22 protein-coding genes and 1 CRISPR repeat array are annotated in these 25,173 nt (G+C 69.8%); of the genes, 2 read left to right on the forward strand and 20 right to left on the reverse strand.

What is annotated here, in order from left to right:
• Positions 1 to 27 precede the first annotated feature (27 nt).
• A complete protein-coding gene (locus HNQ09_RS03840; protein ID WP_184025694.1) occupies positions 28 to 1,623 on the forward strand; it encodes a hypothetical protein in 1,596 nt (531 codons plus the stop codon).
• Positions 1,607 to 3,067, forward strand: coding sequence for a CHASE2 domain-containing protein (locus HNQ09_RS03845; protein ID WP_184025697.1), 1,461 nt, complete (start codon positions 1,607 to 1,609; stop codon positions 3,065 to 3,067). The genes HNQ09_RS03840 and HNQ09_RS03845 overlap by 17 nt, the downstream gene beginning before the upstream one ends.
• A gap of 20 nt (positions 3,068 to 3,087) precedes the next feature.
• Here HNQ09_RS03845 and HNQ09_RS03850 read toward each other — a convergent pair whose 3' ends face one another.
• The 20 genes from HNQ09_RS03850 to HNQ09_RS03945 all read right to left on the reverse strand — a co-directional run bounded on the left by HNQ09_RS03850 (position 3,088) and on the right by HNQ09_RS03945 (position 25,147).
• Complete coding sequence (locus HNQ09_RS03850; RefSeq protein WP_184025699.1) at positions 3,088 to 3,687, reverse strand: hypothetical protein; 600 nt, start codon at positions 3,685 to 3,687, stop codon at positions 3,088 to 3,090.
• Between the two features lie 139 nt (positions 3,688 to 3,826).
• Entirely contained in the window at positions 3,827 to 5,287 is a 1,461-nt protein-coding gene (locus HNQ09_RS03855) for an NADH-quinone oxidoreductase subunit N (RefSeq protein WP_184025701.1), read from the reverse strand.
• Positions 5,288 to 6,712: an NADH-quinone oxidoreductase subunit M gene (locus HNQ09_RS03860; protein ID WP_184025703.1), complete on the reverse strand. Its 1,425-nt coding sequence runs from the start codon at positions 6,710 to 6,712 to the stop codon at positions 5,288 to 5,290.
• Entirely contained in the window at positions 6,709 to 8,625 is a 1,917-nt protein-coding gene (gene nuoL, locus HNQ09_RS03865; RefSeq protein WP_184025705.1) for an NADH-quinone oxidoreductase subunit L, read from the reverse strand. The genes HNQ09_RS03860 and nuoL overlap by 4 nt, the downstream gene beginning before the upstream one ends.
• Positions 8,626 to 8,633: 8 nt before the next feature.
• Positions 8,634 to 8,936, reverse strand: coding sequence for an NADH-quinone oxidoreductase subunit NuoK (gene nuoK / locus HNQ09_RS03870; RefSeq protein ID WP_184025707.1), 303 nt, complete (start codon positions 8,934 to 8,936; stop codon positions 8,634 to 8,636).
• The gene (locus tag HNQ09_RS03875) at positions 8,936 to 9,538 is read right to left on the reverse strand and encodes an NADH-quinone oxidoreductase subunit J family protein (protein ID WP_184025710.1); all 603 of its coding nucleotides are present in this window, start codon (positions 9,536 to 9,538) and stop codon (positions 8,936 to 8,938) included. The genes nuoK and HNQ09_RS03875 overlap by 1 nt, the downstream gene beginning before the upstream one ends.
• Before the next feature lie 61 nt (positions 9,539 to 9,599).
• Positions 9,600 to 10,139, reverse strand: a complete 540-nt coding sequence (nuoI, locus tag HNQ09_RS03880) for an NADH-quinone oxidoreductase subunit NuoI (protein WP_184025712.1) — start codon at positions 10,137 to 10,139, stop codon at positions 9,600 to 9,602.
• A 31-nt stretch (positions 10,140 to 10,170) separates the two neighbouring features.
• Positions 10,171 to 11,340, reverse strand: coding sequence for an NADH-quinone oxidoreductase subunit NuoH (nuoH, locus tag HNQ09_RS03885; RefSeq protein WP_184025714.1), 1,170 nt, complete (start codon positions 11,338 to 11,340; stop codon positions 10,171 to 10,173).
• Complete coding sequence (nuoG, locus tag HNQ09_RS03890; RefSeq protein WP_184025716.1) at positions 11,340 to 13,523, reverse strand: NADH-quinone oxidoreductase subunit NuoG; 2,184 nt, start codon at positions 13,521 to 13,523, stop codon at positions 11,340 to 11,342. Before nuoG ends, nuoH begins: the two co-directional genes overlap by 1 nt.
• On the reverse strand, positions 13,520 to 14,860 hold the full coding sequence (gene nuoF / locus HNQ09_RS03895; protein WP_184025718.1) for an NADH-quinone oxidoreductase subunit NuoF: 1,341 nt from the start codon (positions 14,858 to 14,860) through the stop codon (positions 13,520 to 13,522). The genes nuoG and nuoF overlap by 4 nt, the downstream gene beginning before the upstream one ends.
• A complete protein-coding gene (nuoE, locus tag HNQ09_RS03900; RefSeq protein ID WP_184025721.1) occupies positions 14,857 to 15,483 on the reverse strand; it encodes an NADH-quinone oxidoreductase subunit NuoE in 627 nt (208 codons plus the stop codon). The genes nuoF and nuoE overlap by 4 nt, the downstream gene beginning before the upstream one ends.
• 14 nt (positions 15,484 to 15,497) lie before the next feature.
• Complete coding sequence (gene nuoD / locus HNQ09_RS03905; RefSeq protein ID WP_184025724.1) at positions 15,498 to 16,709, reverse strand: NADH dehydrogenase (quinone) subunit D; 1,212 nt, start codon at positions 16,707 to 16,709, stop codon at positions 15,498 to 15,500.
• A gap of 39 nt (positions 16,710 to 16,748) precedes the next feature.
• Complete coding sequence (locus tag HNQ09_RS03910; RefSeq protein WP_184026196.1) at positions 16,749 to 17,423, reverse strand: NADH-quinone oxidoreductase subunit C; 675 nt, start codon at positions 17,421 to 17,423, stop codon at positions 16,749 to 16,751.
• Positions 17,420 to 17,956 (reverse strand): NuoB/complex I 20 kDa subunit family protein, encoded by a 537-nt coding sequence (locus HNQ09_RS03915; protein ID WP_184025727.1) that lies wholly within the window; start codon positions 17,954 to 17,956, stop codon positions 17,420 to 17,422. The genes HNQ09_RS03910 and HNQ09_RS03915 overlap by 4 nt, the downstream gene beginning before the upstream one ends.
• Before the next feature lie 88 nt (positions 17,957 to 18,044).
• Positions 18,045 to 18,380 (reverse strand): NADH-quinone oxidoreductase subunit A, encoded by a 336-nt coding sequence (locus HNQ09_RS03920; RefSeq protein WP_184026198.1) that lies wholly within the window; start codon positions 18,378 to 18,380, stop codon positions 18,045 to 18,047.
• 354 nt (positions 18,381 to 18,734) lie between these two features.
• A CRISPR array of direct repeats spans positions 18,735 to 19,121; the repeat unit is 37 nt; unit sequence GTTGCAGCCTGCTTTCGGGTGGGCTGAGGATTGAAAC.
• Between the two features lie 131 nt (positions 19,122 to 19,252).
• The gene (locus tag HNQ09_RS03925) at positions 19,253 to 20,404 is read right to left on the reverse strand and encodes an ATP-binding protein (protein WP_184025729.1); all 1,152 of its coding nucleotides are present in this window, start codon (positions 20,402 to 20,404) and stop codon (positions 19,253 to 19,255) included.
• Positions 20,405 to 20,487: 83 nt separating this feature from the next.
• Complete coding sequence (locus tag HNQ09_RS03930; RefSeq protein ID WP_380003268.1) at positions 20,488 to 21,354, reverse strand: carbohydrate ABC transporter permease; 867 nt, start codon at positions 21,352 to 21,354, stop codon at positions 20,488 to 20,490.
• Positions 21,351 to 22,475, reverse strand: a complete 1,125-nt coding sequence (locus tag HNQ09_RS03935) for an ABC transporter permease subunit (RefSeq protein WP_184025732.1) — start codon at positions 22,473 to 22,475, stop codon at positions 21,351 to 21,353. Before HNQ09_RS03935 ends, HNQ09_RS03930 begins: the two co-directional genes overlap by 4 nt.
• A gap of 108 nt (positions 22,476 to 22,583) precedes the next feature.
• Positions 22,584 to 23,834, reverse strand: coding sequence for an ABC transporter substrate-binding protein (locus tag HNQ09_RS03940; protein ID WP_184025734.1), 1,251 nt, complete (start codon positions 23,832 to 23,834; stop codon positions 22,584 to 22,586).
• Positions 23,831 to 25,147 (reverse strand): ROK family protein, encoded by a 1,317-nt coding sequence (locus HNQ09_RS03945; RefSeq protein ID WP_184025736.1) that lies wholly within the window; start codon positions 25,145 to 25,147, stop codon positions 23,831 to 23,833. The genes HNQ09_RS03940 and HNQ09_RS03945 overlap by 4 nt, the downstream gene beginning before the upstream one ends.
• Positions 25,148 to 25,173 lie beyond the last annotated feature (26 nt).

Here is a 25,173-nt window from a genome sequence, read left to right on the forward strand (position 1 = left end):
GCTTTATCTATGCTTTAGACTGAGGTGATGAGAGCCGCTGTCCCGGGGCCGAGAGCCGCCCGCCCCGCCCCGCTGCCCCTGGGTCTGGCCCTCGCCGCGCTGCTCGTTGCCGGAGCTGGGGCGCGGGCGCAGACCTCGTCCGTCCAGACCCCGCAAACCACCCCGCTGCGGCTTCAGCAACTGCTGGGCCGCGCCGAGCGTCAAGAGGGCCTGACCTGGCGCCCGGTTTCCGGCAGCGGGCCAGTCACCCAGGGCCTGCGGACCGGCAACGGGCGGGCCTGGCTGAGCAGCGCGGGGGGCGGGCGCGCCGGATCGCTGCTGGTGGGCGCCTCGTCGCGCCTGCGGGTGTACCGGGGCGAGGCCGACTTGCAAGCCGGACAGTTCCTGCTGGCCGGGCCGCTGGCGGTGCATGTGCTGGGCAGCCACCTGGTGCTGGAGCCGGGAGCGCAGGCGCGGGTGGACCTGCCGCCCTCCAGCGCCGCGCCCCGGGTCGCCGTGCTGGAGGGCCGCGCCCGGCTGGCGCTGGGGCGGGTGACCAACCTGCAAGCCGGGCAACAGGTCGCCCTGCGCGGCGGGCAGGTCACGCCTTTCACGGGGGGCGACCCCTGGTACGCGGCGCAGTTCGTGGGGCTGGGACGGGTAACTGTGCAGGCCACCCGCGGGCCGGTATACGTGGCCCGCGCGTCGGGACGGCAGATCGTGGGGGTGGGGGCCGCGCTGGAGGCGGGCGAGCGGCTCCAGACCGGCGAAGGGGCCTGGGCCGAGATCCATTTTGCCGAGGGCGGCGATCTGCGGCTCCAGGCCAGCAGCGAGCTGGGCGTGCTGGGCATTCAGCGCACCGCGCGGGGCCGCGAGGTGACCTTGCAGCTCACGCGCGGCAGCGCCTGGAACGTGGCGCAGGGAGGCGCCTCCCTGGTGGGGTCCGCGCTGCGCGGCAGCGTCTTTCAGGTGGGCGCTGCGGGCCTGACGCAGACGTTCGGCGCCGCTCCCCTGGGCCGTCCGGCGAGCAGTCCGGCGGCGCCCTCCCCGGCACCCCGCCGCCCCGACCCGCCGCCCACCACGGGGGAGCCGCAGGTGCTGACGCTGCAACTTGCCGAGGTCGCCGGAGCGCAGCGCAACCTCAGCCTGGAGGCGACCAGCCTGCCGGGCGCGCGGGTCAGCGTGCGGGTGGGCCGCCGCAGCCTGCCGCTGACCGCCGTCGCCGGGCAGCCGGGGCGCTTCCGGCTGACCCCACCTGCCCCGGCGCTGCCGGAAGGCACCGCGTCCGTGCAGGTGCGGGCCGAGTGGCGCGGGCAGGTACGGACCCGCACGCTGCCGGTGGTCATCGACCGCACCCCCCCGGCGCTGAGCAGGGTGCGGGCCGAGCGCAGCGGCCGGGTGCTGCTCCTGAGCGGCGAGGTGCGCGACGCGGGAACGGCGGCGACCCGGGCCGGGCGCCTCGCGGTGACGGTGCGGCTGGGGGGCCAGACCCCGCCGGGGGCGAGCTTCACGCGCAGCCTGACGCTGGCCGCCAATGGCGCGGCCCAGCTGCGGGTGCCGCTGCCCACCCCCGCGCCGGGCACCCCGGTCCGGGTGACGGTGCGCGACGAGGCCGGAAACGAGACGTATGCGCTCCTCCCCTGAACGCTCGCTCAGGCGGGTGATGGTGCCGGCCGCCGCGCTGCTGGCGCTGGGGCTGGGCCTGCTTCTTCCCGACAACAGCCGGTTGTGGGACAGCCTCAACCGCGCGCTGCCCGCGCCCGCCGATCCCCGCGTGGTCGTGGTCGGCATCGACGACGCCTCGCTGCGCGACTATGGCCCCCTGTCCGGCTGGCCGCGCGACCTGTACGCGCAGGCCCTGCGCACCCTCGACGAGGCGGGCGTGCAGACGGTCGGCCTGGACGTGCGGCTCTCGGCGCTGGCGCGCACGCCCGAGCTGGCGGGGGTCTTTGCCCGGCCCAACGTGGTGCTGTCCAGCCCCCCCGGCGAGGTGCCGCGCCGCCTGAGCGGCCAGCGCACCGCGACCGGCGTGAGCGCCCTGAATGCCGACTCCGGCGGGGTGGTGCGCCGCTTCCAGACCGCCTACCCGGACCCTGACGGCACCCTGCGCCCCAGCTTCGCCCGGCAACTCGCCCAGAGCGCGGGCCAAAACGTGCCGCTGGACACCACGCCCCGGCTGCTGCGGCAGGTGCGGCAGGATCCCTCGCGGCTGGGGGTGGTTCCCTTTCGAGACGTGGTCAACGGCAACGTGCGCTTCGGAGACCTCCAGGGCCGGGTGGTGTTGATCGGCCTCACGGCCTCCAGCCTGCCCGGCACCACCCGGCGCGGGCCTTCCGGCGAGGAGACGCCGGGCGTGGTGCTTCAGGCGCGGGCGGTGTCCACCCTGCTGGGCGCGCCGCTGCTGAGCCTGCCGCTGTGGCTCACGGCGCTGCTGTGCGTGGCGGTCGCGGTGCTGGCGGTGCTGCTGCGGGGCTTGTGGGGCTTCGTGATCGCGCTGGGGGTGCTGGCCCTGTCGGTGCCGCTGTGGCAGCTCGGCGTGCTGTTTCCCGGCGTGACCGTCTCGGTCGCCGCGATTCTGGGCAGCGCCCTGGTCGCGCTGGAACGCTGGTGGACCCTGCGGAACATCGGCACCCGCGACCCCCTCACCGGCTTCGGCAACCGCCTGGGCTTTACCCGCGCGGTCGAGCACCGCTGGCCGGGCCGGGGCGGGCGACCCATCGGCCTCCTGCTGGTGGACCTCAGCGGCTTCCGGCAGGTCAACGAGACCTACGGCCGCGCTGCCGGAGACGAGGTCTTGCGCGACCTGGCGGGCCGCCTTCAGGCCCACAAGCGCCGGGGCGATCTGGTCTTCCGCTGGGGTCCCGACGAGTTCGCGGTGCTGCTGGACAACGTCGGGCCAGCGGGCATCCAGACCATCAGCGAGGGCACGCAGCGGTCCCTCGCCGACCTCGGCTACCGCGATCTGCGCCTGCGCGCGAGCGTCGGCGCCGCCTCCACCGGCCCCGAGATCCACACCCCCAGCGAACTGATCGAGGCCGCCAGCCGCAGCCGCTACCGCATGAAGTACCAGCGCGAACAGGAGGCGTAGCGGGGAGAGGTCGCCGGGCCTCAGCGCGGCTGGTCGGACAGGGTCAGGGCCGGACGTGGGCCAGCGGTCGCGCCGATCAGGCTCACGCCCGGCCAAGCTGGTGGAGGGGGGTATGCCAGCGCGAGCCAGCTGGCATTTTTGCCCCACCGGACCTGAACGTAAACGGAGGTCAGCACGGGCCGGGTACAGAACACGCCTTCCCGGCAGCGCCGCGTCTCCACGCCAAGCAGCTTGACCTGCCGGGGACCGAGCTGTCCGCTCTCACCGCGCCCAAGCGTGACCCGTTGGGCGTTCTGGTGGCTGCCAGAGGGCTGATCTGTCAGCGTCACCCTGGAAGAGACGCCCCCGGTCATGCCGGCCACGCCCACCCCACTCCAGCGGGGCAAGCGGTCTGGCGGGAACCGCAGGGTCAGCAGCGACGTCTGGGCGCCCTGCTGGACACGGACCCGGGCCACCACGTCGGCGAGGCAGTCTTCTGTGGGGCCGCAGCGCCGGTCCTGCACCCCAAGGACCGTGATCTGGCGCGCCCCCAGCCGCCCGGTCTCCCCCTGACGCAGCGTGACCTGGGCGGCCTGGGCCAGCGGACTGAGCAGCAGGAGCAGGGAGACGAGGCGACGCATGCTTCAAAGTTAAGCCCGCCGAATGAGGCCGGGGCGACGCGCTCCGTCTCCCGTCAATCCGTAAGCCCCGAGGCTGCGGAAAACAGGCAGGGCCGCCCCATCCACCCGGGCGGCCCTGCCTGCCGTCTGTGCCTACACCCTATCTCCCCGCCAGCGCCTGCCAGATGCCGGGGTTGGAGACCCAGCCGTACCACAGGTTGGGCAGAATGCCCAGCACCGTCACGCCGACCACGCCCAGCGCGACCGTCAGGGTGGTGGGGGTGCGCTGACCGTGCGCGTACTCGCGGGCAGGCGTGCGGTCGGGCATGAACAGCAGCATCGCCGGGCGCAGGTAGTACACCAGCGCGGCCACGCTGGCGAGCGCGGCGAGCACGCTCAGCCACACGTAGCCGTTCTGGAAGGCCGCCTGGAACGCGAGGTACTTGCCGAAAAAGCCCGCGAAGGGCGGCAACCCTGCCAGGCTCGCCAGACAGACCGCCAGCGCCGCCGCGTAGGCCGGGTGGCGGTAGTACAGGCCGCGCAGGTCACTGATCTCCATGCCCGCTTCCGTGCGTTGCAGCGCGGCCACGATGGCGAGCGCGGCGGCGGTCATCAGGGTGTACACCAGCAGGTAGTAGCTCAGCGCCGAGCCGCCCACCTCCGGCGTGCCCAGCAGCGTCATCGCCAGGAAGCCGGTGTGCGCGACCGCCGAGTACGCCAGCATCCGCTTGAAGTTGGGCTGAAAGAGCGCGGCGGCGTTGCCGATAATCAGGGTGGCCGCGATCAGGATCTGAAGGACGCCTGCCCAGCCCGGCGCATTTTGTAGGGCGCCGCCGAAGACCCGCAGCATCCCCGCGAAGGCCGCGACCTTCACCACCGTGCTCAGAAAGAGGCTGACCGAGGTCGGCGCGCCCGAATACACGTCGGGGGTCCACTGGTGAAAGGGCGCCAGCGCGACCTTGAAGGCGAAACCCGCCAGCATCAGCAGCGCGCCGCCGACCAAGAGGGCGAGATTCCCGGGATTCAGGCCCGCCGCCGCTTGGGCGATGCCCGCGTAGCCCAGGCTGCCGGTCGCCCCGTACACGAAGGCGAGGCCGTAGATCAGCACGGCGCTGCCCGCCGACCCCAGCAGGAAGTACTTCAGGCCGGATTCCTCGGCGCGGCGCGAGTCTTGCAGGGTGGCGAGCACGTAGCTGCTCAGGCTCATGATCTCCAGCCCGATCAGCATCACGATCAGGTCGCCGGAAAAGGCGATCAAGAGCGTGCCGGTCACCGCGTACATCAGCATCGCGTCGAACTCGGGGAAACTCACCCGGGCGCGGAAGGCCGTGTCCAGGCTCACCAGCAGGGTCATCACGCTGCCGACCAGCAGGGTCAGCCCCAGCAGGATCGCCACGTTGTCGGCCTGGAGTCCCCCGCCGAAGGAGGTCGCAGGCACCTCGCCGGGACCGCTCCACAGCAGGGCCATGCTGAGGCCGCTCAGCACCAGCAGCGCGAGGTTGAGATACGTCAGGGTCCGGCGGGGCAGGTGAAAGCCCAGCACAGTCGAGGCCACCGCGCCCGCCAGCACCAGCAGGATGGGCAGCAGCGGCGCGAGCGCCACGTCAGGAGGGGTAAGCATTCAGGTTCCTCCCAGGGTAGACAGCACCCCGCGCACGGCAGGTTGAATCAGGTTCAGGGCCGGGGCCGAGTACACGCCGAACAAGATGGCGACCGCCAGCGGCACCCCCAGCACCAGCCACTCGGTCTGGCGCAGGTCCGCCACCCGCACCCCGCCGGGCGGTCTCCCCTGCCAGAAGGTCGTCTGGAAGGCCGTCAGCGCGTAGGCGGCGGCGGCGATGGTGGACAGGCCCGCCACGAAGGTCAGCCAGGGCGCGACCTGATAGGCCCCCAGCAGCACGCTGAACTCTCCGACGAAGCCCGCCAGCCCCGGCACCGCGATGGACGCGAACCACAGGCTCATGGTGAGGCCGCCCAGCGCGCCCGCCTGGGTCATCACGCCGCCCACGCGGGTGTCCAGGCTGCCGACGCGCTCCTGAAGCATCCCGACCGCCAGAAACAGCGCGCCGGTATACACGTTCTGAAAGGCGAGCAGGTACAGGGCGCCCACGGTCGCCGTCTCGTTCAGGCTGAAAATGCCCAGCGCGACGATGCCCATGTGGGACAGCCCCGCGTAGGCCAGCAGCCGTTTCCAGTTGGTCTGGCGGAAGGCGATCCAGGCCGCGTACAGCGCCGTGAAGGCCGCGAGGCCCATCAGCACCGGCCGCAGCGCCAGCGAGGCGTCGGGGAAGAGTGGCAGGGCGAAGACGAACAGCCCGTAGCCGCCCACCTTGTAGAGGGTGCCCATCACGTCGGGCACACCGCTGGCATGATTCTGTTCGTGAAAGTCGGGCAGCCAGGCGTGCAGCGGCCACAGCGGCAGCTTGACCGCCATCGCGGCCAGGAAGCCCAGGTACAGCCAGGTCTGCGCCGGACCCTCGACCGGGTGTTGCACCAGGTCACTCAGCGCGAAGGTCGGGCTTCCCCCGTAGTACTTCACGCCGATGATCGAGAGCAGCATCAAGAGGCTGCCGAAAAGGGTGTAAGCGCCGAACTTCACCAGCGCCCGCATCCGCGCGGGGCCGCCGTAGATCGCCAGCATCAGGAGGGCCGGGATCAGGGCGTCCTCGAAAAAGACGTAGAACAGCACCAGGTCGCGCGCCGCGAAGATGCCCAGCAGCCCGGTTTCCATCGCCAGCACCAGCGAGAGCATGGTGCCGGGGTTCTCGACCCGCCGCGCGGCGTAGACCACCGCGACCAGGGTCATGAAGGCGGTTACCAGCGCCAGCGCGAGGCTCGCGCCGCCCAGCTCGACCGAGTAGGTCACGCCCAGCGCGGGCACCCAGTTGATGCTGAACAGCTCGGCCCCGCCCCCGCGCCAGATCAGCAGGCCCAGCCCCAGGGTGAGCGCCGCGAAAAAGCCCGCGACCTCCTCGCGCCACTGCCGGGGAAAGGCGAACAGCAGCAGGCTCCCCAGCAGGGGGAGAAAAATCATCAGGTGAATCATGCGCCGCCTCCAATGGTGCGCAGCGCCCAGTACCCCAGCATCAGCGCCGTGCCCAGCAGCATGGACACCGCGTAGGCCCGCACGAAGCCGCTCTGCCACAGGGTAAAGAGACCGCCCGGCGCGGCACTGGTGCGGGCGATCCCCGCCAGCGTGCCGTCCACGCCCCGGTCCACCACGTCCAGCCCGCTCGCGACTGCGCGGCTGGGCGCCCCCACCAGACCGTCATAGACCCGGTCGAGGTACAGCGCGTTGGTGCTCGCGGCCCCCAGCGGGCCGTCCGCCAGCGTGCGGCGGCGGTGCTCGGCCAGCGCCCACAGCAGCCCGCCCACTCCGGCGGCCACGGCGAGCAGGGTCAGCAGCCACTCGGTCGCCACCGGAATCTCATGGGCGTGGACCGGAATGGCCCGGCCCAGGTAGTCGTCGAAGGCGTGCCCGCCCCCCAGGAAGGTCGGGACGTTCAGGAACCCGATCAGGGTGGCGCCCGCCGCCAGGATGCCCAGCGGCACCTTCATCAGCCCGTCGGCCTCGTGCGGATGGGCCACGTCTCCCCGGTACTCGCCGCGCCACACCAGGAAGTACCAGCGGCCCATGTAGAAGGCGGTCAGGAACGCCACGCCCAGCCCCACCACGTACAGCCCCGGACTCGCCTCGAAGGCGGCAGCCAGGATCGCGTCTTTGGAGAAGAAGCCGCTCCAGATCGGAATGCCCGCGATGGCGAGCACGCCCATCAGGGCCGCAATGTGGGTAAAGGGCATGAACCTGCGCATCCCGCCCATCTGGCGCACGTCCTGCCCCTCGTGCAGCGCGTGGATCACCGCGCCCGCTGCGAGGAACAGCAGCGCCTTGAAAAAAGCGTGGGTGAGCAGGTGGAACACGCCCGCCGAGTAGGCCCCCAGGCCCACCGCCATGAACATGTACCCGAGCTGCGAGACGGTGGAGTACGCCAAGATCTTCTTGATGTCGTGCTGGTTCAGGGCCGACAGGGCCCCGTACAGCGCGGTCAGGCCGCCCACCCAGGCGACCCAGGTCGAGGCGTTCGGCGCCAGCTCGTACAGGAAGTGGCTGCGGGTGATCAGGTACACGCCTGCCGTGACCATCGTGGCGGCGTGGATCAGCGCCGAGACGGGCGTCGGCCCCGCCATCGCGTCAGGCAGCCAGGTCGTCAGCGGCAATTGACCCGACTTGCCGATGGCGCCGACCAGCAAGAAGAGGCAGGCGAGTTCGATGCCAGCGACGGCCACCTGCGCCCCCTCGACCCGCACGGCGAGTTCGGGAATGACCAGCGTGCCGTAGAGCCGGTAGATCAGGAACATCCCGAACATAAAGCCCAGGTCCCCGATCCGGTTCATGATGAAGGCCTTGCGCGCGGCGTTGGAGTTCGCCACGCCCTCGCGGTCGCTGGCCTCGCGCAGGTCCCTGTCCGAGGCCTCGGAGTTGCGCCCGCTGAACCAGAAGCCGATCAGAAGGTAGGACGCCATGCCCACCCCTTCCCAGCCCACGAACATGAGGGGGTAGGAGTCGGCCAGCACCAGAATCAGCATCATCGCCACGAAGAAGTTCAGGAACGCGAAAAAGCGCGTGAACTGGCGGTCGTGGCCCATGTAGCTGACCGAGTAGAGGTGAATCAGAAAGCCGATGCCGGTGATGATCAGCGCCATCAGCGCCGACAGCTGGTCGTACCAGAAGCCGACGGACAGGTTGGCGTTCAGCGCCATGCCCGGCAGCCAGGTCCACAGCACCTCGCGGGCGGGTTCGTCGCCCTGGCCGAGGTAGCGCAGCACCGCGATCACGAAGCTCGCCAGCACGGTGCCCGACGCGAGCCAGCCGCCCGACTTGCCGGGAAAGAGACGGGGAAAGAGCATCAGCAGCGCGAAGCCCAAGAGGGGCAGCAAGGGAAGCAGGTACAGGGGCACGCGCAGACTCAGCCTTTCAGGGTCGCGAGGTCGTCCACGTTGGTGGTCTCACGCTTGCGGAAGATGGCGACGATGATCGCGAGGCCGATGGCGACCTCGGCGGCGGCCAGCGTCATCACGATAAAGACGGCTGTCTGCCCGGCGAGGTCCCCCCACGACCGGGCAAAGGCCACCAGCGCGAGGTTGGCGGCATTCAGCATCAGCTCGACACTGAGAAAGATCATGATCGCGGTGCGGCGGGTCAGCACGCCGATCATGCCGATGGCGAACAGCAGGCCCGAGAGGGCCAGGTAATAGGCGGTCGGAGCCATTAGGCGCGCACCCTTTCTTCCTGAAGCTGGCCCTCGGGATACGGGCGGCCTTCGGGCGGCACGGGCAGGGCGATGCCCTCCGCGTCGGTCACGCCGTCGGGCTGCGCCGCAGGCCGCTTGACCAGCGCCACCGACCCCACGATGGCGACCAGCAGCAGGATGCTCACCGCCTCGAACGGCAGCAGGAAGCGGGTGAGCAGGGTCTCGCCCACCGCCCCCGCCGTGCCGCCCCGCAGCGCCGCCGCGCTCTCGGTCAGCGGCCGGGGGTCACGGTACGAGAAGGCGATGATCGCCAGCGCGCCGGCCAGCACCACGCCCCCGATGCCCGCCAGCTCACGCACGAACGGCACCGGGTCGCGCCCGGTGATGGGCTGGTTGGCATTGAGCAGCATGATCACGAAGAGAAAGAGCACCAGAATCGCCCCGGCGTACACGATGACCTGGATGGCCGCCAGAAAGGACGCGCTGAGGCTGGCAAAAAGGCCCGCCACGCTCAGCAGGGTGCCCACCAGCCCCAGCGAGGCGTGGACCGCGTTCCGCGCCGTGATGGTGATGACCGCCCCCACCAGCGCCAGGGCGCCGAGAATCATGAAGGCGATCATGGCCGCCCCTGCGCGGCGGGAAGGGGGGCGGGGGGCGGGACACGGGGTTGGGTCTTCTGTCTCATGACGGGTACTCCACCCCCTCCAGTTCCTTGCGCGCTCCGCTTTCCACCCGGAAACCCAGGCGCACGGGCTTGCCGCTGCGGGCCGCCTCGCGCCGCTGGGGCAGCGAGCCGTCCACGCCGACGAGCATGTCTTCTTTGCCGTACACGAAGTCGCGGTAGCGGTAGTCGGCCATCTCGAACTCGTTGCCCAGCACCACCGCGCCCGTCGGGCAGGCTTCCTCGCACATGCCGCAGAAGATGCAGCGCAGCATGTTGATCTCGTAGACCTTGGCGTAGCGCTCGCCGGGGCTGGTGGGGTTCAGGGGATCATTTTCGGCGGCCTCCACGTAGATCGCGTAGGCCGGGCAGGCGGCGGCGCACAGCGAGCAGCCGATGCACTTTTCCAGTCCGGTGCCGGGATGACGGGTCAGCACGTGGCGGCCCCGGAAACGCGGCTGGAGGGTCGCCCGCTCCTCGGGGTAACTCACGGTGACCGGCTTCTGAAAGAGCTTGCCGAGCGTGACGCCCATGCCCTTGGCGATATCAAGAACGCTCATAGGAAACCTCCAGGGAAGCGGGAGCGGCGCATCAGTCGCCCCCCACAGGGCGCGCGGGCAGGTTGCCCTCCGCGTCGCGCACGCCGGTGGGCTTGTTCCACAGCACCCGCACCCGGTCACTCAGGGCGAGCAGCAGCAGGAGTCCGGCCAGGCTGAGCAGGCCCAGCGGCCACAGCCCCAGGCCGCGCCCGTAGGCGAGGTAGGCGGCGGTCATGACGGTGTTCGCCAGCGCCAGCGGCAGCAGCAGCTTCCAGCCGAAGCGCATCAGCTGGTCGTAGCGGAACCGCGGCAGCGTGGCGCGCACCCAGATGAACAGGAACAGGAAAAAGGCGATCTTGGCGACCAGCCAGACGATCGGCCAGCCGGAAATGCCCGGAATCAGCCCCTCCAGAAACACCGGCCCCCGGTACCCACCGAAAAAGAGGGTCGCCATGATCGCCGAGGCGGTGATCATGTTGACGTACTCGGCCATCTGAAAGAGCGCCCACTTGATTGCGGAGTACTCGGTGAGGTAGCCCGCCACCAGTTCCTGCTCGGCTTCGGGAAGGTCGAAGGGGGTGCGGTTGACCTCCGCGAAGGAGCTGACGATAAAGAGCGCGAAGCCCAGCGACTGGAACAGCAGCAGCCAGCCGTTTTGCGCCTGCCACTCCACGATACTGATAAAGGACGTGCTGCCCACCAGCATCAGCAGACCCAGGATGCTCAGGCCCATGCCGAGTTCGTAGGAGATCATCTGGGCGCTGCTGCGCAGGCCGCCCAGAATCGGGTACTTGCTGCCCGAGGCCCAGCCGCCCAGGAAGATGCCGTACACGCCCATCGAGGTCAGCGCCAGCAGCGCCAGGATTCCGGCGTCGAGGTGGTACACCCAGGGGTCTTCGCCGAACAGCGATCCGGCAGGCCCGGCCGGGATGCCCCCGAAGGCCGTCAGCGCCATGCCGATGGCGACGATGGGCGCCAGCGTGTAGACCAGCTTGTCGGCCAGCGTGACCCGCAGGTCTTCCTTGAAGATGCTCTTGACGGCGTCGGCCAGCGGCTGGAGCAGGCCACCCGGCCCCACCCGGTTCGGGCCGTAGCGAATCTGCATCCGGGCGAGCAGTCGGCGCTCGATCAGGGTCATGTAGGCGAAGGTGGTCAGCAGCGCCAGGGCGACCAGCACACCCTTGACCAGCGTGATCAGCAGTTCGGCGAGCCAGTCGGGCATCAGTCGTCACCCCCCGGGCGCGGCGCGGGCTGGGAAGAATCCGGCGAATACATCGGCAGCTCCCACAGTTCGGTGCGCGCCTCGCGGCCCAGGACACCGCTGCCCCGGCGCTCGGGGCGCGGGATCATGCGGTCTTTCCAGAGCTGCGGGGTGTGCGGCATCCCGGCCTCGGCCTCGTGGCGGGTGCCCAGGGACTGCACCGCGCCGCCCGCAGGCAGCTCGCCCAGGCGCAGGCCGAAACGCTCTTCCAGCCGCGCCTGCGCGCCCCGCAGCCCCCGCACCGGGGCGCGGACACCCAGCGCCTCGGCGAGCGCGGTCAGCGCGCGAATCAGGTCGGCGCCCTCGCCCGCGTCGAGCGCGGCCTGGGTGAGGGGAAGCAGGCGGCCTTCAAGGTTCACGGTGGTGCCGCGCTTCTCGTAGCCCGTGACCGCAGGCAGCACCACGTCGGCCAGCTGCGCGGTCGCGGTGAGGTGCGTGTCGTGAACGACCGTGAAGCCGCGCGCCCGGACGCCCGGGTCGAGCCGGGAGAGGAAGGCCGCCTGCGCCCCCCCCAGCCCCGCGTATCCGGCGCCCCCCGCACGCGGCACCAGGTTGAGGTGCGCCAGGCCCCGGCTGTTCGGGGCCGCCGGAATGGCCAGCACCTTCGCCCCGGTCCGCCCCGCCAGCTCCGCGAGCGAGGCTGCGAACCCGGCGTCCGCATGGTTGAGCACGTCGGCGCCCACGATCAGCACCGGGCGCTCGGCATTCTCCAGCAGGCGCAGGGCCGCCGCGAGTTCCTCGGTATCGGGCTTGACCAGCCGCGCCAGCGCGTTGTGCCCGTTGGCCGACGCCTGAATGCCCGCGTGGCCCCACAGCCGCGACTCGCGCCCGATCACGGCCAGCTTTTCAGGCTTGCGGGCGGGGCGCTCCACCAGACGCAGGTCGGCGATGGCGGTGCCGTGCGCGAACTCGGGGGGCAGCAGGCCGCCGCGCAGCGCTTCGAGCACCCGCAGTTCCAGCACCGGGGCCTCCTCGCCCAGATCGGCGCCCAGCACGACGAGGGCGTCGGCGGTCGCCACATCGGTCAGGGTGGCGGTGGACGGGATATTCAGGCTGTAGCGCGGCCAGTGGTCCACCGACGCCGTGCCGATGGCCTCCGCCAGCGCCTCCAGCGCCGCGCCCTCCTCCAGGGTGGAGTCGGCGTTCAGATAGAGGCCCAGGCTATGGGTGTAACCGAAGAAGCCCTGCCGCATCGCCTCGATGGCCTGGTCCCAGGTCGCCTCGCGCAGCTCGCCCTCCACCCGCACGAGGGGCAGGGTGAGGCGCTCTTCCGAGGCGAAGACGTGCCCGAAGCGGCCCGCGTCGCAGATCCACATCTCGTTCACGTCGCGGTTCTCGCCCGCCACGACGCGCTCCAGCCGCCCGTTGCGCGCGTCCACCACGATGGAGCAGCCCACCGGGCAAAGGGTGCAGGTCGTGGGCGTATGGTCGTACTCCCAGTTGCGGCCCCGGAAGCGCGCCACGTTGTCCAGCAGCGCCCCCACCGGGCAGATGTCCGCGATGTTGCCCTGGAAGCCGACCGGCAACCCGCCCTCCTCCGTGTCGATGAAGGTGTGCCCGCCGCGCTCGATGAAGTCCAGCACCTCCTGCCCGGGCACCTCCTCGAAGTAGCGCACGCAGCGTTTGCAGTGGATGCAGCGTTCCTGGTCGAGGATGATGAAGTCGGACAGCGCATAGTGCTTGTCGGCGTGGCGGCGGTCGAAGCCATAACGGCTGGCCCCGTACCCGTACTCGAAGGCGCGGTCTTGCAGCTCGCACGCCCCGCCCTTGTCGCAGGTCGGGCAGTCGAGCGGGTGGTTCAGAAGCGTGAACTCCATCATGCCCGCCTGCGCCTTGGCGACCACGTCCGAGGATTTGGCGGTGCGGATATGCATCCCTTCGGTCGCCTGCATGGTGCACGACGCCATCGGCTTGGGCATCCAGAAAATCTTGGGCTGGCCGGTTTCCGGGTCCAGGGTGAACGAGCCGTCCTTTTCCTTGCGGGGGCTTCCGGCCTCGACCAGGCACATCCGGCAGGCGCCGACCGGCGAGAGGTAGGGGTGCGCGCAGAAATACGGCACGTCCCGCCCGGCCTGGAACACCGCGTCGATGGCGCTGGTTCCGGCGGGGAGGTCGAGTTCGGTTCCGTCGACGTTGACTTTCATGCCTCCCTCCACCTTCTCCGGGCCGGGTAGATGGGCTGCCCGGTCTGCGCCAGGGCGTCGTATTCCTCGCGGAACAGCGCAATCGAGCTGAGCACCGGCCCCAGGCAGGCGTCCGCCAGCGCGCAAAACGAGCGCCCGCCGATGTTCTCCGACATGTCGAGGATGAGTTGCACGTCGCCTGGCTGGCCGTGGCCGCGCACCAGCTTCTCGTACATGCGGGTCATCCAGCTCGAAATGCCCTCGCGGCAGGGCGTGCATTTGCCGCAGCTCTCGTGGCCGTAGAAGCGCACCAGATTCCAGGTCGCGTTCACGATGCAGTCCGCCCTGGGGATCAGCGTGACGCCCCCGGTGCCGAGCATCGACCCGGCCGCCGCGATGGCCTCGTAGTCCATCGGGGTGTCCAGCGTCTTGTCGTCCCAGCGCAGCATCGGGCAGGAGGAGCCGCCCGGGATGATCGCCTTGATCTCTTCTTGCGGGCCGCCCGCCCAGTCGTAGATCAGCTCGCGGAAGGTCGTGCCCAGCGGCAGCTCGTAGACGCCGGGGCGCGCGACCGGGCCGCTGATCTGAAAGAGCTTCATGCCCTTGGACTTCTCGGTCCCCATGCCCGCGTGCCAGTCGGCGCCGTACTTGAGGATCTGGGTAGCCGCGCAGAAGGTCTCGACGTTGTTGATGGTGGTGGGCAGGCCGTACAGGCCGGCAGCGGCGGGAAAGGGCGGCTTGAGGCGGGGGTTGGCGCGCAGGCCCTCGAGCGAGTTCATCAGCGCGGTTTCCTCGCCGCAGATGTACGCCCCGGCGCCCCGGTGAACCTGAAGGTCGAAGTCGAAGCCGCTGCCAAGAATGTTCCTGCCCAGCAACCCGGCCGCCCGCGCCTCATGAATCGCGGCCCACATCCGCTCGGCGGCGTGGACGTACTCGCCCCGGATGTAGATGTAGCCCACCGAAGCGCGCATCGCGTACCCGCCGATCAGCATCCCCTCGATCAGCTGGTGGGGGTCTTCGGAGAGCAGGTAGCGGTCCTTGAAGGAGCCGGGTTCGGACTCGTCGGCGTTGCAGATGATGTAGTGCAGCTTGCCGTCGTTCAGGGGCATGAAGGACCACTTCAGGCCGGTGGCGAAGCCCGCCCCGCCGCGTCCGCGCAGGCCGGACTTTTTCACCTCGTCGATCACGGCGTCGGCGCCCAGGCCGAACGCCCGGCGCACCGCCTGATAGCCCCCGTGGCGCTGGTAGTACGCCAGCGTCCAGCTCCCCTGCTGCCCGACGTGGGCGTAGAGGGTGGGGGCAAAGCGGGGGTCCTTGCCGCTGGTGATGGGTTTGGGCGGCGTCAGGGTGGCGGTCATGCTTGCCCTCCCGGGGTGGCCTGCTCCAGCGGGGTGAGGCCCGTGATGCTCGCGCCCACCCGCTCGCCGTTCGCCAGCATCTGCCGTCCGTCCTCGCGCACGGTGACGGGGACCGGGTTGTCGGGCTGCGGGGGCGTGTCGGCGCGCATCGCCGCGATCAGGCGGTCGCACTTCGACCGGGTCACCTGCTCGTAGTAGCCCTGGTCATTGATCTGCACGACGGGCGCGGTGCCGCACGACCCCAGGCACTCGACCTTCTGCACGCTGAAGCGCCCGTCCGCGCTCACGTCGCCGGGCTGCACGTCGAGGGTGGAGACGAGGTGGTCCCACAGCTCGTCGCTGCCCGCCAGCGCGCACATCAACGTCGAGCAGACCTGGAGGTGGTACCGGCCGGTCGGCAGGGTGTGGTAGGTGGAATAGAAGCTCATGACCGAGCGGACCTCGGTCGCGGTGGTGCCGCACAGCGCGGCGATCTCGGCCATCCGCGCCTCGGACACGAAGCCTTCCGCGTCCTGAACCTCGCGCAGCAGCGGCATCAGCGCGCTGCGGCGGCCCTGCGGCGAGTCCGGGTAGCGGGAGAAGAGGTCCGCGACGAGGGTGGATTTGTCTGCGAAGTAGCTCAAGGAAGCCAGCTCTCCTAACGGTCCACGTCGCCCAGCACGGGGTCGATGGTGGCGAGAATGGTGATCAGGTCGGCAAACTGCGCGCCCACGCAGGCGTACTCCAGCGCCTGGAGGTTCACGAAGCTGGGCGCGCGAATCTTGACCCGGTAGGGCACCGAGCCGCCGTCCGAGACGACGTAGTAGCCGACCTCGCCGCGCGCGGACTCGGTGGGCACGTACACCTCGCCCCGGGGGGGGTGAAAGCCCTCGGTGACAAGCTTGAAGTGGTGGATCACCGCCTCCATGCTCGTTTCGAGTTCGTGCCGGGGCGGCAGGCTGATCTTGCGGTTGGGGTCCTTGACGGGTCCCGGGCGCAGCCGCGCGAGCGCCTGGCGCACGATGCGGATGCTCTGGCGGAACTCCAGCAGGCGCATGGTGAAGCGCGCGAGGCTGTCGCCGTCGGGGCTGGTCACCACGTCGAAGTCGTACTCCTCGAAGCCGCAGTAGGGATTGTCCTTGCGGTGGTCGAGCGGCACCCCCGAGGCGCGCAGGTTCGGCCCGGTCAGGCCCAGGTCGAGCGCCACGTGCGCCGGAATCACGCCCACGCCTTTCGCCCGGTCCACGAAGATCGGGTTCTCGGCAAAGAGGGTGGTGTACTCGTCCACCCCACGCTCCATCTGGTCGAGGAAGCGCGCCACGGCGTCCGGCCAGCCGTCGGGAATGTCCCAGGCCAGGCCGCCCACCCGCAGGTAGCCCTGGTTCATGCGGTAGCCGCACACCGCCTCGAACAGGTCCACCACGCTCTCCTTCTCGCGGAAGGCGTAGAAGAAGGGCGTCAGCGCCCCGAGGTCGAGCAGGCCGGTGCCCACGAACACCAGATGCGAGTGGATGCGCCCGAGTTCATGCAGGATCACCCGCACCACGTTGGCGCGCTCGGGCACCTGCGCCTGAAGCAGCTTTTCCACGCTGAGCACGTAGGCGAGTTCGTGCGAAAAGCAGTGCAGGTAGTCGGTGCGCGGCGCGTAGGTCACGCCCTGCTGGTAGGTGCGGTGCTCGAAGGTCTTCTCGAAGCCGGTGTGCAGGTAGCCCATGTGGGGCGTGACCCGGACCACCCGCTCGCCGTCCATGTCCACCACCAGCCGCAGCACGCCGTGGGTACTGGGATGCTGCGGCCCCACGTTCAGGCTCATGATCTCGGTGTGCATCAGGGTGCCCCCGGCGGGGGGGGCGAGCGGCTCAGCGGTCATGGGTCCACCTCCAGGTCAGCCAGGTCAGCGCGTGGCGCCTCACTTCGGGCCGCCTTCCGGCATCACCGGGGGCACGCGGTCCTCGCCCTGGCCCCGGCGCAGCTCGCCGCGCCAGCCGGTCAGGCCCCGGCTCTGGCCGGTCAGCCCGGCGCGGAAGGTGGGCGGATCGAGAAAGCGCCCGTCCCGGAAGAGGGTCGGCGTCTCGCCCAGCGGGAAATCCTTGCGCAGGGGGTGGCCTTCCAGATCGTCGGGGGTCAGGATCTTGCGCAGGTCCGGGTGGTCCGTGAACACCACGCCCAGCAGGTCGTACACCTCGCGCTCCAGGTAGTTGGCGGCCTTCCACACCGGGTACAGGCTGTCCAGCGGTTGCGAGTCGTCCAGCCACACCCGCAGGAAGAGGCGGCGGTGGTCGTGCGGGTGGTAGACGTTGTGCAGCACGGCAAAGCGCGCGGGTCTGCGCTCGGGATAGGCGAGATAGTCCACGCCCACGGTGTCCATCAGCATGAAGCCGCGCTCGCGCAGCGCCCGGCCCACCTCACGCAGTCGTCCGGCAGGAACGACGGCGGTCGGCTCGGCGGCGTCGTCCTCCTCCAGCCCCAGTTCCGCAATCAGAGCGGTCACGTCGCGGGGGTCGCGCGGCGCGGTTCCAGCGGGCGCGGTGTCGGACGGCGGGGTCGTCACGACGATCCGGTCCGGCAGCGGCTCACCCGTCATCTTGTCCACGCCTCCACCATCGGGAGCTGGTGGCCCAGTTGATCGAAGGCTTCGCCACGCACCTTTTTCTGAAGCTGCATGACCGCGTAGATCAGCGCCTCGGGCCGCGGCGGGCAGCCGGGCACGTAGATGTCCACCGGCACCACGTGGTCCACGTTCTGCACGATGGCGTAGTTGTTGAACATGCCGCCCGAGGAGGCGCACGCGCCCATCGAGATCACCCATTTGGGGTCGGGCATCTGGTCGTACACCCGGCGCATGACCGGGGCCATCTTCTTGGAGAGGCGCCCGGCGACGATCATCACGTCGGCCTGCCGGGGGCTGGCGCGGAAGACCTCCGACCCGAAGCGGGCGAGGTCGTTGCGTCCGTTGGTGCTGCTCATCATCTCGATGGCGCAGCACGCCAGCCCGAAGGTCGCGGGCCACAGGCTGTTGCTGCGGCCCCAGGCCACCAGTTTTTCCAGGCTGGAAAACAGGACGCCTTCGGATTCCAGTTCCTGCCAGTCGCGGTCGAACAGTTCTTTCAGGGCCATAAGAAAGTCTCCGGAGCGTTTCGGGTGGCCGCAGGCTCGGGGGCGGCCCCTCGCCCTTCTTGACCAAGTGACGTAGGAGTACCTGCTCTCAGGTCCACTCCAGCACCCCTTTTTTGAGGATGTAGTAGTAGCCCACCAGCAGCAGTCCCACGAAAGTCAGCGCCTCCCAGAAGGCGAAGGGCACCAGTTTCTGGTAAGCCACTGCCAGCGGAAAGAAAAACGCCGTCTCGATATCGAAGACGATAAACAGCATGGCGACCAGGTAGAAATGCACCGGGAAGCGCTGGCCGGTGCCCACGCCGCCGTGCTCGGGGTCGTTGCCGCTCTCGTAGGCCATCAGCTTGGCACGGGTGGCCTTTTTCGGCCCCAGCAGCGCGCTGACCAGCACGGCCAGAATGCCGATGCCCAGGGCGATGACCAGCATGATCACGAAATTCGCGTACTCGATAGGAGTCTCCCTTCCGCCCGCTCCTCTTCTCCTCTGCTCGTGAAAAATCGCACGAAGTCATCGAAAAAAGAGAGTGGGCCTGACGAACTGAAACCTAAACCGACTTGTGGTACGCCTCATGTTCTAGCACGAAAACCGCGTTCAGATCGTGCGCGAACCCCACGTGGCGGCCGGATGAGACGACGTTCGCGCGATCCGCAAACGGACGTTCAGAAACCTCAATTTCGCCCACCGCGCCACCCACCGAGGGGAGCTGCCGGTCTGCTCGCCCGGACGTTCGCGTTTCGGCCCCCGGAGCTTGCCGCTGGGACGCCTGGAGGCGACACTCCCGTTGCAGCCTGCTTTCGGGTGGGCTGAGGATTGAAACCACCTCGGCAGCCGACCATTGCCGGGTGTCGGTGTTGCAGCCTCCTTTCGGGTGGGCTGAGGATTGAAACTGGCGCAGGCTGTCCGGCAGGGCATCGTTCGTGGTTGCAGCCTGCTTTCGGGTGGGCTGAGGATTGAAACCAGCATGGTCCCGTCTCCCTGGTCCGCGATGCCCTGTTGCAGCCTGCTTTCGGGTGGGCTGAGGATTGAAACTGGACCGGGACCGACACTGGACGCCCCACCCGCGTTGCAGCCTGCTTTCGGGTGGGCTGAGGATTGAAACAGCCTGGAGATGCCCGCTGTGGAGATCAGCGGTTGCAGCCTGCTTTCGGGTGGGCTGAGGATTGAAACGACCGCGACGGCGACGGAGTGGCAGGCGAATGCCAGCTGCGGCACCCACTCACCAGCAGCGTGCCCGGATACGTCCCCGGTTGGCCCCAGTACGGCCCACAGGGAGGCAGGCTGCGCGGCTCGCTCCTCCCCTAACTCAGCAGTTCCACGAAGTCGTCGTCGTCGTTGTCCTGCGCCAGCGGCAGGGTCAGGGTGAAGGCGGCGCCCTGGCCGCGCTCGGACTCGACCCAGATGCGCCCGCCGTGTTCCTCGACCGCCAGCTTGCAAAACGCCAGACCCATGCCGGTGTCGAAGCGGCCATGCAGGGTCAGGCGCGACTGCTCGAAGGCGGCGAACAGGTTGGGGATGTCCTCGGTGGGGATGCCCTCGCCGTCGTCGCGGACCCGGAGGTGGGTGGCGCCCTCCGTCTGCCAGACCTCGACCGAGATCAGGCCGCCCGTGACGGTGTGCTTCATGGCATTGCTGATCAGGTTCGCCAGCACCCGGCGCAGGATTTCCGGGTCGGCGCGGGTGGGGCTGAGGCCGGGGGCGACCGCCACACGCATATGGCGGTCGCGCAGGCCGCTGCCCACGTCGCCGCGCGCCTGCTCAATCACTTCCTCGAACATCGGGCTGAAGACCAGTTCGGGGCGCAGGTGCATCTTGCCCGCCTGGATCTTGCGCACGTCGAGCATGTTGACGGCGAGGTGCAGCAGGTGCCCGGTCTCGTCGCGGGCGATCTTGACGAGTTCGCGGGCGTCGTCGGGCACGCGGTCGTCGTCTTCCACGACTTCCAGCAGGCCCATCACGGCGGCGATGGGATTTTTCAGGTCGTGGACCAGCATGTGAACGAGCTGGTCGCGTACCCGCTCCTCGTGCTCCCAGGTGTCCAGGCGGCGCTGGAACTGGGCCAGCCGCTCCTGAAGCTCGGCGTGCTGCGCCGCGCGCGCCAGCAGGGTGCGGACCTGAAGGGCCAGCATGTCGGGCGGGGTCGCGTCGCTGATCAGGGCGTCGGCCCCGGCCGAGAGCAGCCCGCCCAGCCCCGCCTGCCCGACCGCCAGCCAGAAGGTGCCTGCCAGTTCCGCGCGCTGGCGCAGTAGCGGCAGCACCTCGGCCAGCGGCACGCCCGGCGTGTCGGCGTACAGCAGCGCCACGGCGGGTGGGCGGACATGCGCTTCGCGCAGTAGCGGCTCGGCGCCCGGCACCTGCACCACGTCCACCCCCCCCAGCACCGGCCGCAGCCGGGCCGCCCGCGAAGCGTCAGGGGAAACGACAAAAACCACCGGAAGAGGAGCGCTGGACATGAGGCTCCCGGGAGTCTACCCCGGGGGCCGCGCGGCGGACGTGCGAAACACGTCGCAACGCCGCCCTGCCCCCCGGGCGGGGCCTACCCCTTCACACTTCCGGCCAGCAGCCCACGCACGAAATAACGGCCCAGCAGGATGTACACCAGCAGCGTCGGCAGCGCGGCCAGAATCGCGCCCGCCATCGGCAGGTTCCAGCTCACCGCCTGCCCGCCCGCGAGCTGCGAGAGCGCGTAGGTGACCGGCTGGCTGCCCGTGTTCGTCAGGGTCGCGGCGAACAGGAACTCGTTCCAGACCTGGGTGAACTGCCAGATGATCACGACCACGAAGCCCGGCACGCTCAGCGGAAAGATCACCTGCCGGTAGATGCCCCAGAACCCCGCCCCGTCGATGGTCGCGGCCTCCACCAGCGCGTCGGGCACCTCGGCGTAGTAGTTGCGGAAAATCAGGGTGGTGATGGGCAGGCCGTACACCACGTGCGCCAGGATCAGGCCCCAGATCGAGCCGTACAGCCCCAGCGACTTGACGAACTGGAACAGCGGAATCAGCACCGCCTGGTACGGAATGAACATGCCGAACAGCATCAGCGCGAAGAGGGTGTTGGCCCCCCGGAACTTCCACTTGGCAAGCGCGTAGCCGTTGAGGGACCCCAGCAGCGCCGAAAGGGCGGTGGCCACGACCGCCAGAAAGAGGCTGTTGCCCATGTTCGCGCCGATCTTGGCCCAGGCGTCTGCGAAGCTGGCCCAGTTCAGCGCGCGCGGCCACTGCCAGGTCGTCGCCAGGTTGATCGCTTCGGGGGCCTTGAAGGCGGTGGCGAGCAGCAGGTAGATCGGCAGCAGGAAAAACAGCGCGGCGAGCAGCAACAGTGCGTAGAGGCCCACCCGGCTCCGCCCGGCTTTGCGGGCAGCGGGCGTGGGGGTGACGGTGGGCACGGGCGCGGTGGTGGTCACGCGTTCCCCCGTTCGCCCCGGAAAGCGTTTGCCAGGTACGGCACGATCACGAAGGCCACCAGAATCAGCAAGACCGTGCCGATGGCGGCCCCCAGCGCGAACTGGTTTTGCCGAAACGAGGTGAGGTACATGTTCAGCGCCGGAACGCTGGTGGCGGTGTTGTCGGGTCCGGCCATCGCGTACACCAGGTCGAAGATCTTGAGGCTGATGTGCCCCAGGATGATCATCGCGCTGAGGGTGATGGGCGCGAGCAGCGGAAAAATGACGTGGCGGTACAGGCCCAGGTCGTTCGCGCCGTCCACCCGCGCCGCCTCGCGCAGCTCTTCGGGAATCCCGCGCAGCCCGGCGAGGTACAGCGCCATGGTGTACCCGCTCATCTGCCACACGGCCGCCACGATGATGCCGATCAATGCGAGGTTGAAGCCGTGCGGTTCGGGTGCGGGAAGCAACTTGACGTTGGGACCGACCAGAAAAGCCCAGCCCAGCAGCAGCGCGGCGCAGGCTCCGGCGACCAGGGCGCGGGTGCGGTCCCCGGCCCGGACAGCGCGCACCGCCAGCAGCGCCAGCACCGCCCCGACCACCGTGGCGGTCAGCAGCGGCAGCGCGTTCCAGTCGAACTTCCAGATGGACTCGGTGCTGCTCAGCCAGCCGAAACTTCCGGCGGGCAGGCCCAGCGCGGTCGGCACCTGGTTGAGGCCCCCCTGCGGCTGAAGCATCCAGCGCCAGATGGTGCCCGTCACGATAAAGCTCAGGCTCATGGGAAAGAGGAAGATGGTGCGCCACAGCCCCTCGCCCCGGGGATTGCGGTCGAGCACCAGCGCGAGCGCCAGCCCCAGCCCCAGGCACCCCACGATGAAAAACAGCGTGAAAAAGAGGGTGTTGACCAGTTCCTGCCGGAAGCGCACCTGAAGGAAGCCGGTGAACAGCTCCTGGTAGTTGGCCAGGCCCACCGGACGGATCACCGGATTGAGCGCCAGCGCCTGCGCGGGGTCGCTGCCCCAGTCGGTCAGGCTGACCACCACGGTGCGGCCGATAAAGCCGTACACGAAGACCGCCAGCAGCAGCACGCTGGGCAGCAGCACGAGGATGGACCACAGACGGTCGCGGGAGAGGCCTTTCACGGACGTTTCACCTCTTTTGCGGGGTTCCGGAACGCGGTGGCGCGGCACGCAGTGCGCGGGAGACAGGCTCACCGCGTCCCACGTACCGCGCGCACCGCGCCTGGGGGCTTACTGGCCGACGCGTGAGCGTGTGGCGAGCTGCTGGGCCGCCGCCGCCGCGCCCTGGGCGTTCTTGCTCGCCATGAACTGGTCGATCACGGCCCCAAAGGCGCTCATGAAGCTTTCGGGCGCCACGGCTCCGTGGACCATGCTGCCCACGATCTTGTTGCGCTTCCAATCGGCGGCGGCGCTCTTGGAATAGGTGTTGTACTTGCTGAGGTCCGAGTCGGTGCGGGCGGCGATAGACCCCTTGAGCGGGTTAAAGGCGTCCTGCCCGGCCTTGCTGCCCATCAGCCGCAGCCAGTTGAGGGCCTCGGTGCGGTTCTTGGCGCCCTTGGGCAGCCCGAAAGAGTCGGCCAGCATCACGAAGGTGCCGCCCGTGCCGGGGCTGGCCGCCCAGCCGAAGCCGCTGTTGGGCTGGAGCTTCTTGGTGGTCGTGAAGTACCCGGCCGCCCAGTCGCCCATGATGTTAAAGGCGCTGGTGCCGTCCACGATGCGGTCGGAAGCCTGCTGCCAGCTCAGGCCGCTGGCGTCTTTGTTGGCGCAGTCCATGACCTTGCCGAAGGTGGTGAAGCCCGCCACCACCTTGGGGTCGGTGAACTTGGTCTTCCCGGCCCAGAGGTTCTGCCAGCCTTGAGGACCCAGGGTGCCGATCATCACGCTCTCCCAGAGGTGCTGCTGGGTCCAGTTCTCGCCCACCACCAGCGGCGCGGCCACGCCCTTGCGCTTGAGCGTGTTGCAGGTGGTCAGAAACTCGGTCCAGGTTTTGGGCGCGGTCACGCCCCAAGCCCGGAGCTTGGCGGGGTTGTACCACATCACGTTGGAGCGGTGGACGTTGACGGGCACGCTCCACACGCCGCCCTTGCTGGAGATCAGGCCCATCAGGTCCTTGGGAAAGACCTTGTCCCAGCCTTCGGACTTGTAGAGGCCGCCGAGGTCCTCCATGCGGCCCGCGACCACCCAGGTGCCGATCAGTTCCTGCCCGGCGTGCGCCTGGAAGGAGTCGGGGGGCGTGCCGCCCAGCATCCGGGTCTTGAGGACCGCCTTGGCGTTGGTGCCTGCGCCGCCCGAGACGGTGGCGTTGTCCACGGCCACCGAGGGATAGCGCTGCTTGTAGAGCTTGACCAGGGCTTCGAGCGCGGGACCCTCGTCCCCCGACCACCACGAGAAGATTTCCAGCTTTCCGGCGGCGGAGGCGGTGGACGTGACGGCGAGGGCGGCGGCGAGAAGCGCGGTTTTCTTGGCGGGGAACAGTTTCATAGGAAGCCTCCTGGGGCGGGGAACGCGAGGGGAAGAAGCGGCGGGGGCGCGGCGGGCGGCCCCCGGCCCCACGCGGCCACCCGGTACAGGTGCCGCAGGCCCGCCGGGGTCATCAGCTGGTCGAGCAGCATCGCCCCGGCTCCCAGCACCCCGGTCCGGTCGCCCAGGGTGCCCAGGTCGATGCAGGTGGGGTCGGCGTTGACCGACATGGTGCGGCGCAGGGCGCTCTCGCGCACCGCCCGCAGCAGCACCTCGCCCGCCCGCGAAAGGCGTCCGCCCAGCACGACCGCCGCCGGGTTGAAGAGGTTGAGCGCCGTGCTGATCGCCACCCCCAGGTGGTGCCCCGCCCCGGTCCAGACCTCGCGGGCCAGGGGATCGGTGTCTGCCCCCGCGATCAGGGCCGCCAGGGTGACCGGCCGGGGCAGGGTGGTCACGGCCCCCGCCGCCCGGCTGGCCTCGGCGGTCTCCAGCAGCACCCGCGCCGCCGCGTAGCTTTCCAGACTGCCGGGATTGCCGCTGCGGCCGACCGGCCCCTGCTCGTTGATGCTGATGTGCCCGATCTCGCCCGCGCCGCCCCGGACGCCCCGGTGCAGCCGCCCGCCCAGCAACACCCCGGCTCCGATGCCGGTCGCCACCTTCACGTAGATCAGGTCCCGCGCTCCCCGGTGCTGCCCGAAGCGCGTCTCGGCCAGGGCACCCAGGTTGGCGTCGTTGTCCACCCAGGCGGGCACGCCCAGCACCCGCTCCAGCCCGGCGCGGACATCCTCGCCGTCCCAGCCGGGCATGTTGGGCGGACTGATCACCCGGCCGGTCGCGTGGTCCACCGGTCCCGGGACGCCCGCGCCCACCCCGGCCACCCGCTCCCGGGCCAGCCCGGCCTCGCCCAGCACCTCGGCGGCGAGGTCGGCCAGGCGGGCGTAGGTCGCCTGCGGCCCCGCCAGCACGTCGTGCGAGACCGAGCGGCTCGCCAGGGACGTGCAGCGCAGGTCCAGCAGATCCACCCGCAGGTGACTGGCCCCCAGGTCCACCGCGAGCAGCCCCGCCGCCCGCGCCCGCAGCGACAGCAGGGTGGCCCGGCGCCCCACCTGCCCGCCCCCGCGCTGCCCGGCCTCCTCGACCAATCCGGCCGCGATCAGTTCCGCCACGATGGAACTGATCGCGCTGCGCGACAGCCCCAGATCCCGCGCGAGGTCCACCCGCGCCCGGTCTCCCTCCCACAGCAGGCCCAGCAACAGCAGCGTGTGCCGCGCCCGGATGGCCGCCAGATCGAGGGGAACAGCAAGGGGAACAGCAAGGGGAACAGCTGAATTCACGGCGTCTCCGCAGGGGCGAGAAAAGG

Origin of the sequence: Deinococcus budaensis (genome assembly GCF_014201885.1) — a bacterium.
GTDB classification, from domain to species: Bacteria; Deinococcota; Deinococci; order Deinococcales; family Deinococcaceae; genus Deinococcus; species Deinococcus budaensis.

Coding starts and splice junctions, on each gene's coding strand:
- HNQ09_RS03840 (WP_184025694.1), top strand. CDS start 28: ATGAGAGCCGCTGTCCCGGGGCCGAGAGCCGCCCGCCCCGCCCCGCTG.
- HNQ09_RS03845 (WP_184025697.1), top strand. CDS start 1,607: ATGCGCTCCTCCCCTGAACGCTCGCTCAGGCGGGTGATGGTGCCGGCC.
- HNQ09_RS03850 (WP_184025699.1), bottom strand. CDS start 3,687: ATGCGTCGCCTCGTCTCCCTGCTCCTGCTGCTCAGTCCGCTGGCCCAG.
- HNQ09_RS03855 (WP_184025701.1), bottom strand. CDS start 5,287: ATGCTTACCCCTCCTGACGTGGCGCTCGCGCCGCTGCTGCCCATCCTG.
- HNQ09_RS03860 (WP_184025703.1), bottom strand. CDS start 6,712: ATGATTCACCTGATGATTTTTCTCCCCCTGCTGGGGAGCCTGCTGCTG.
- nuoK (WP_184025707.1), bottom strand. CDS start 8,936: ATGGCTCCGACCGCCTATTACCTGGCCCTCTCGGGCCTGCTGTTCGCC.
- HNQ09_RS03875 (WP_184025710.1), bottom strand. CDS start 9,538: ATGATCGCCTTCATGATTCTCGGCGCCCTGGCGCTGGTGGGGGCGGTC.
- nuoI (WP_184025712.1), bottom strand. CDS start 10,139: ATGAGCGTTCTTGATATCGCCAAGGGCATGGGCGTCACGCTCGGCAAG.
- nuoH (WP_184025714.1), bottom strand. CDS start 11,340: ATGCCCGACTGGCTCGCCGAACTGCTGATCACGCTGGTCAAGGGTGTG.
- nuoG (WP_184025716.1), bottom strand. CDS start 13,523: ATGAAAGTCAACGTCGACGGAACCGAACTCGACCTCCCCGCCGGAACC.
- nuoF (WP_184025718.1), bottom strand. CDS start 14,860: ATGACCGCCACCCTGACGCCGCCCAAACCCATCACCAGCGGCAAGGAC.
- nuoD (WP_184025724.1), bottom strand. CDS start 16,709: ATGACCGCTGAGCCGCTCGCCCCCCCCGCCGGGGGCACCCTGATGCAC.
- HNQ09_RS03910 (WP_184026196.1), bottom strand. CDS start 17,423: ATGACGGGTGAGCCGCTGCCGGACCGGATCGTCGTGACGACCCCGCCG.
- HNQ09_RS03915 (WP_184025727.1), bottom strand. CDS start 17,956: ATGGCCCTGAAAGAACTGTTCGACCGCGACTGGCAGGAACTGGAATCC.
- HNQ09_RS03920 (WP_184026198.1), bottom strand. CDS start 18,380: ATGCTGGTCATCGCCCTGGGCATCGGCATTCTGGCCGTGCTGGTCAGC.
- HNQ09_RS03925 (WP_184025729.1), bottom strand. CDS start 20,404: ATGTCCAGCGCTCCTCTTCCGGTGGTTTTTGTCGTTTCCCCTGACGCT.
- HNQ09_RS03940 (WP_184025734.1), bottom strand. CDS start 23,834: ATGAAACTGTTCCCCGCCAAGAAAACCGCGCTTCTCGCCGCCGCCCTC.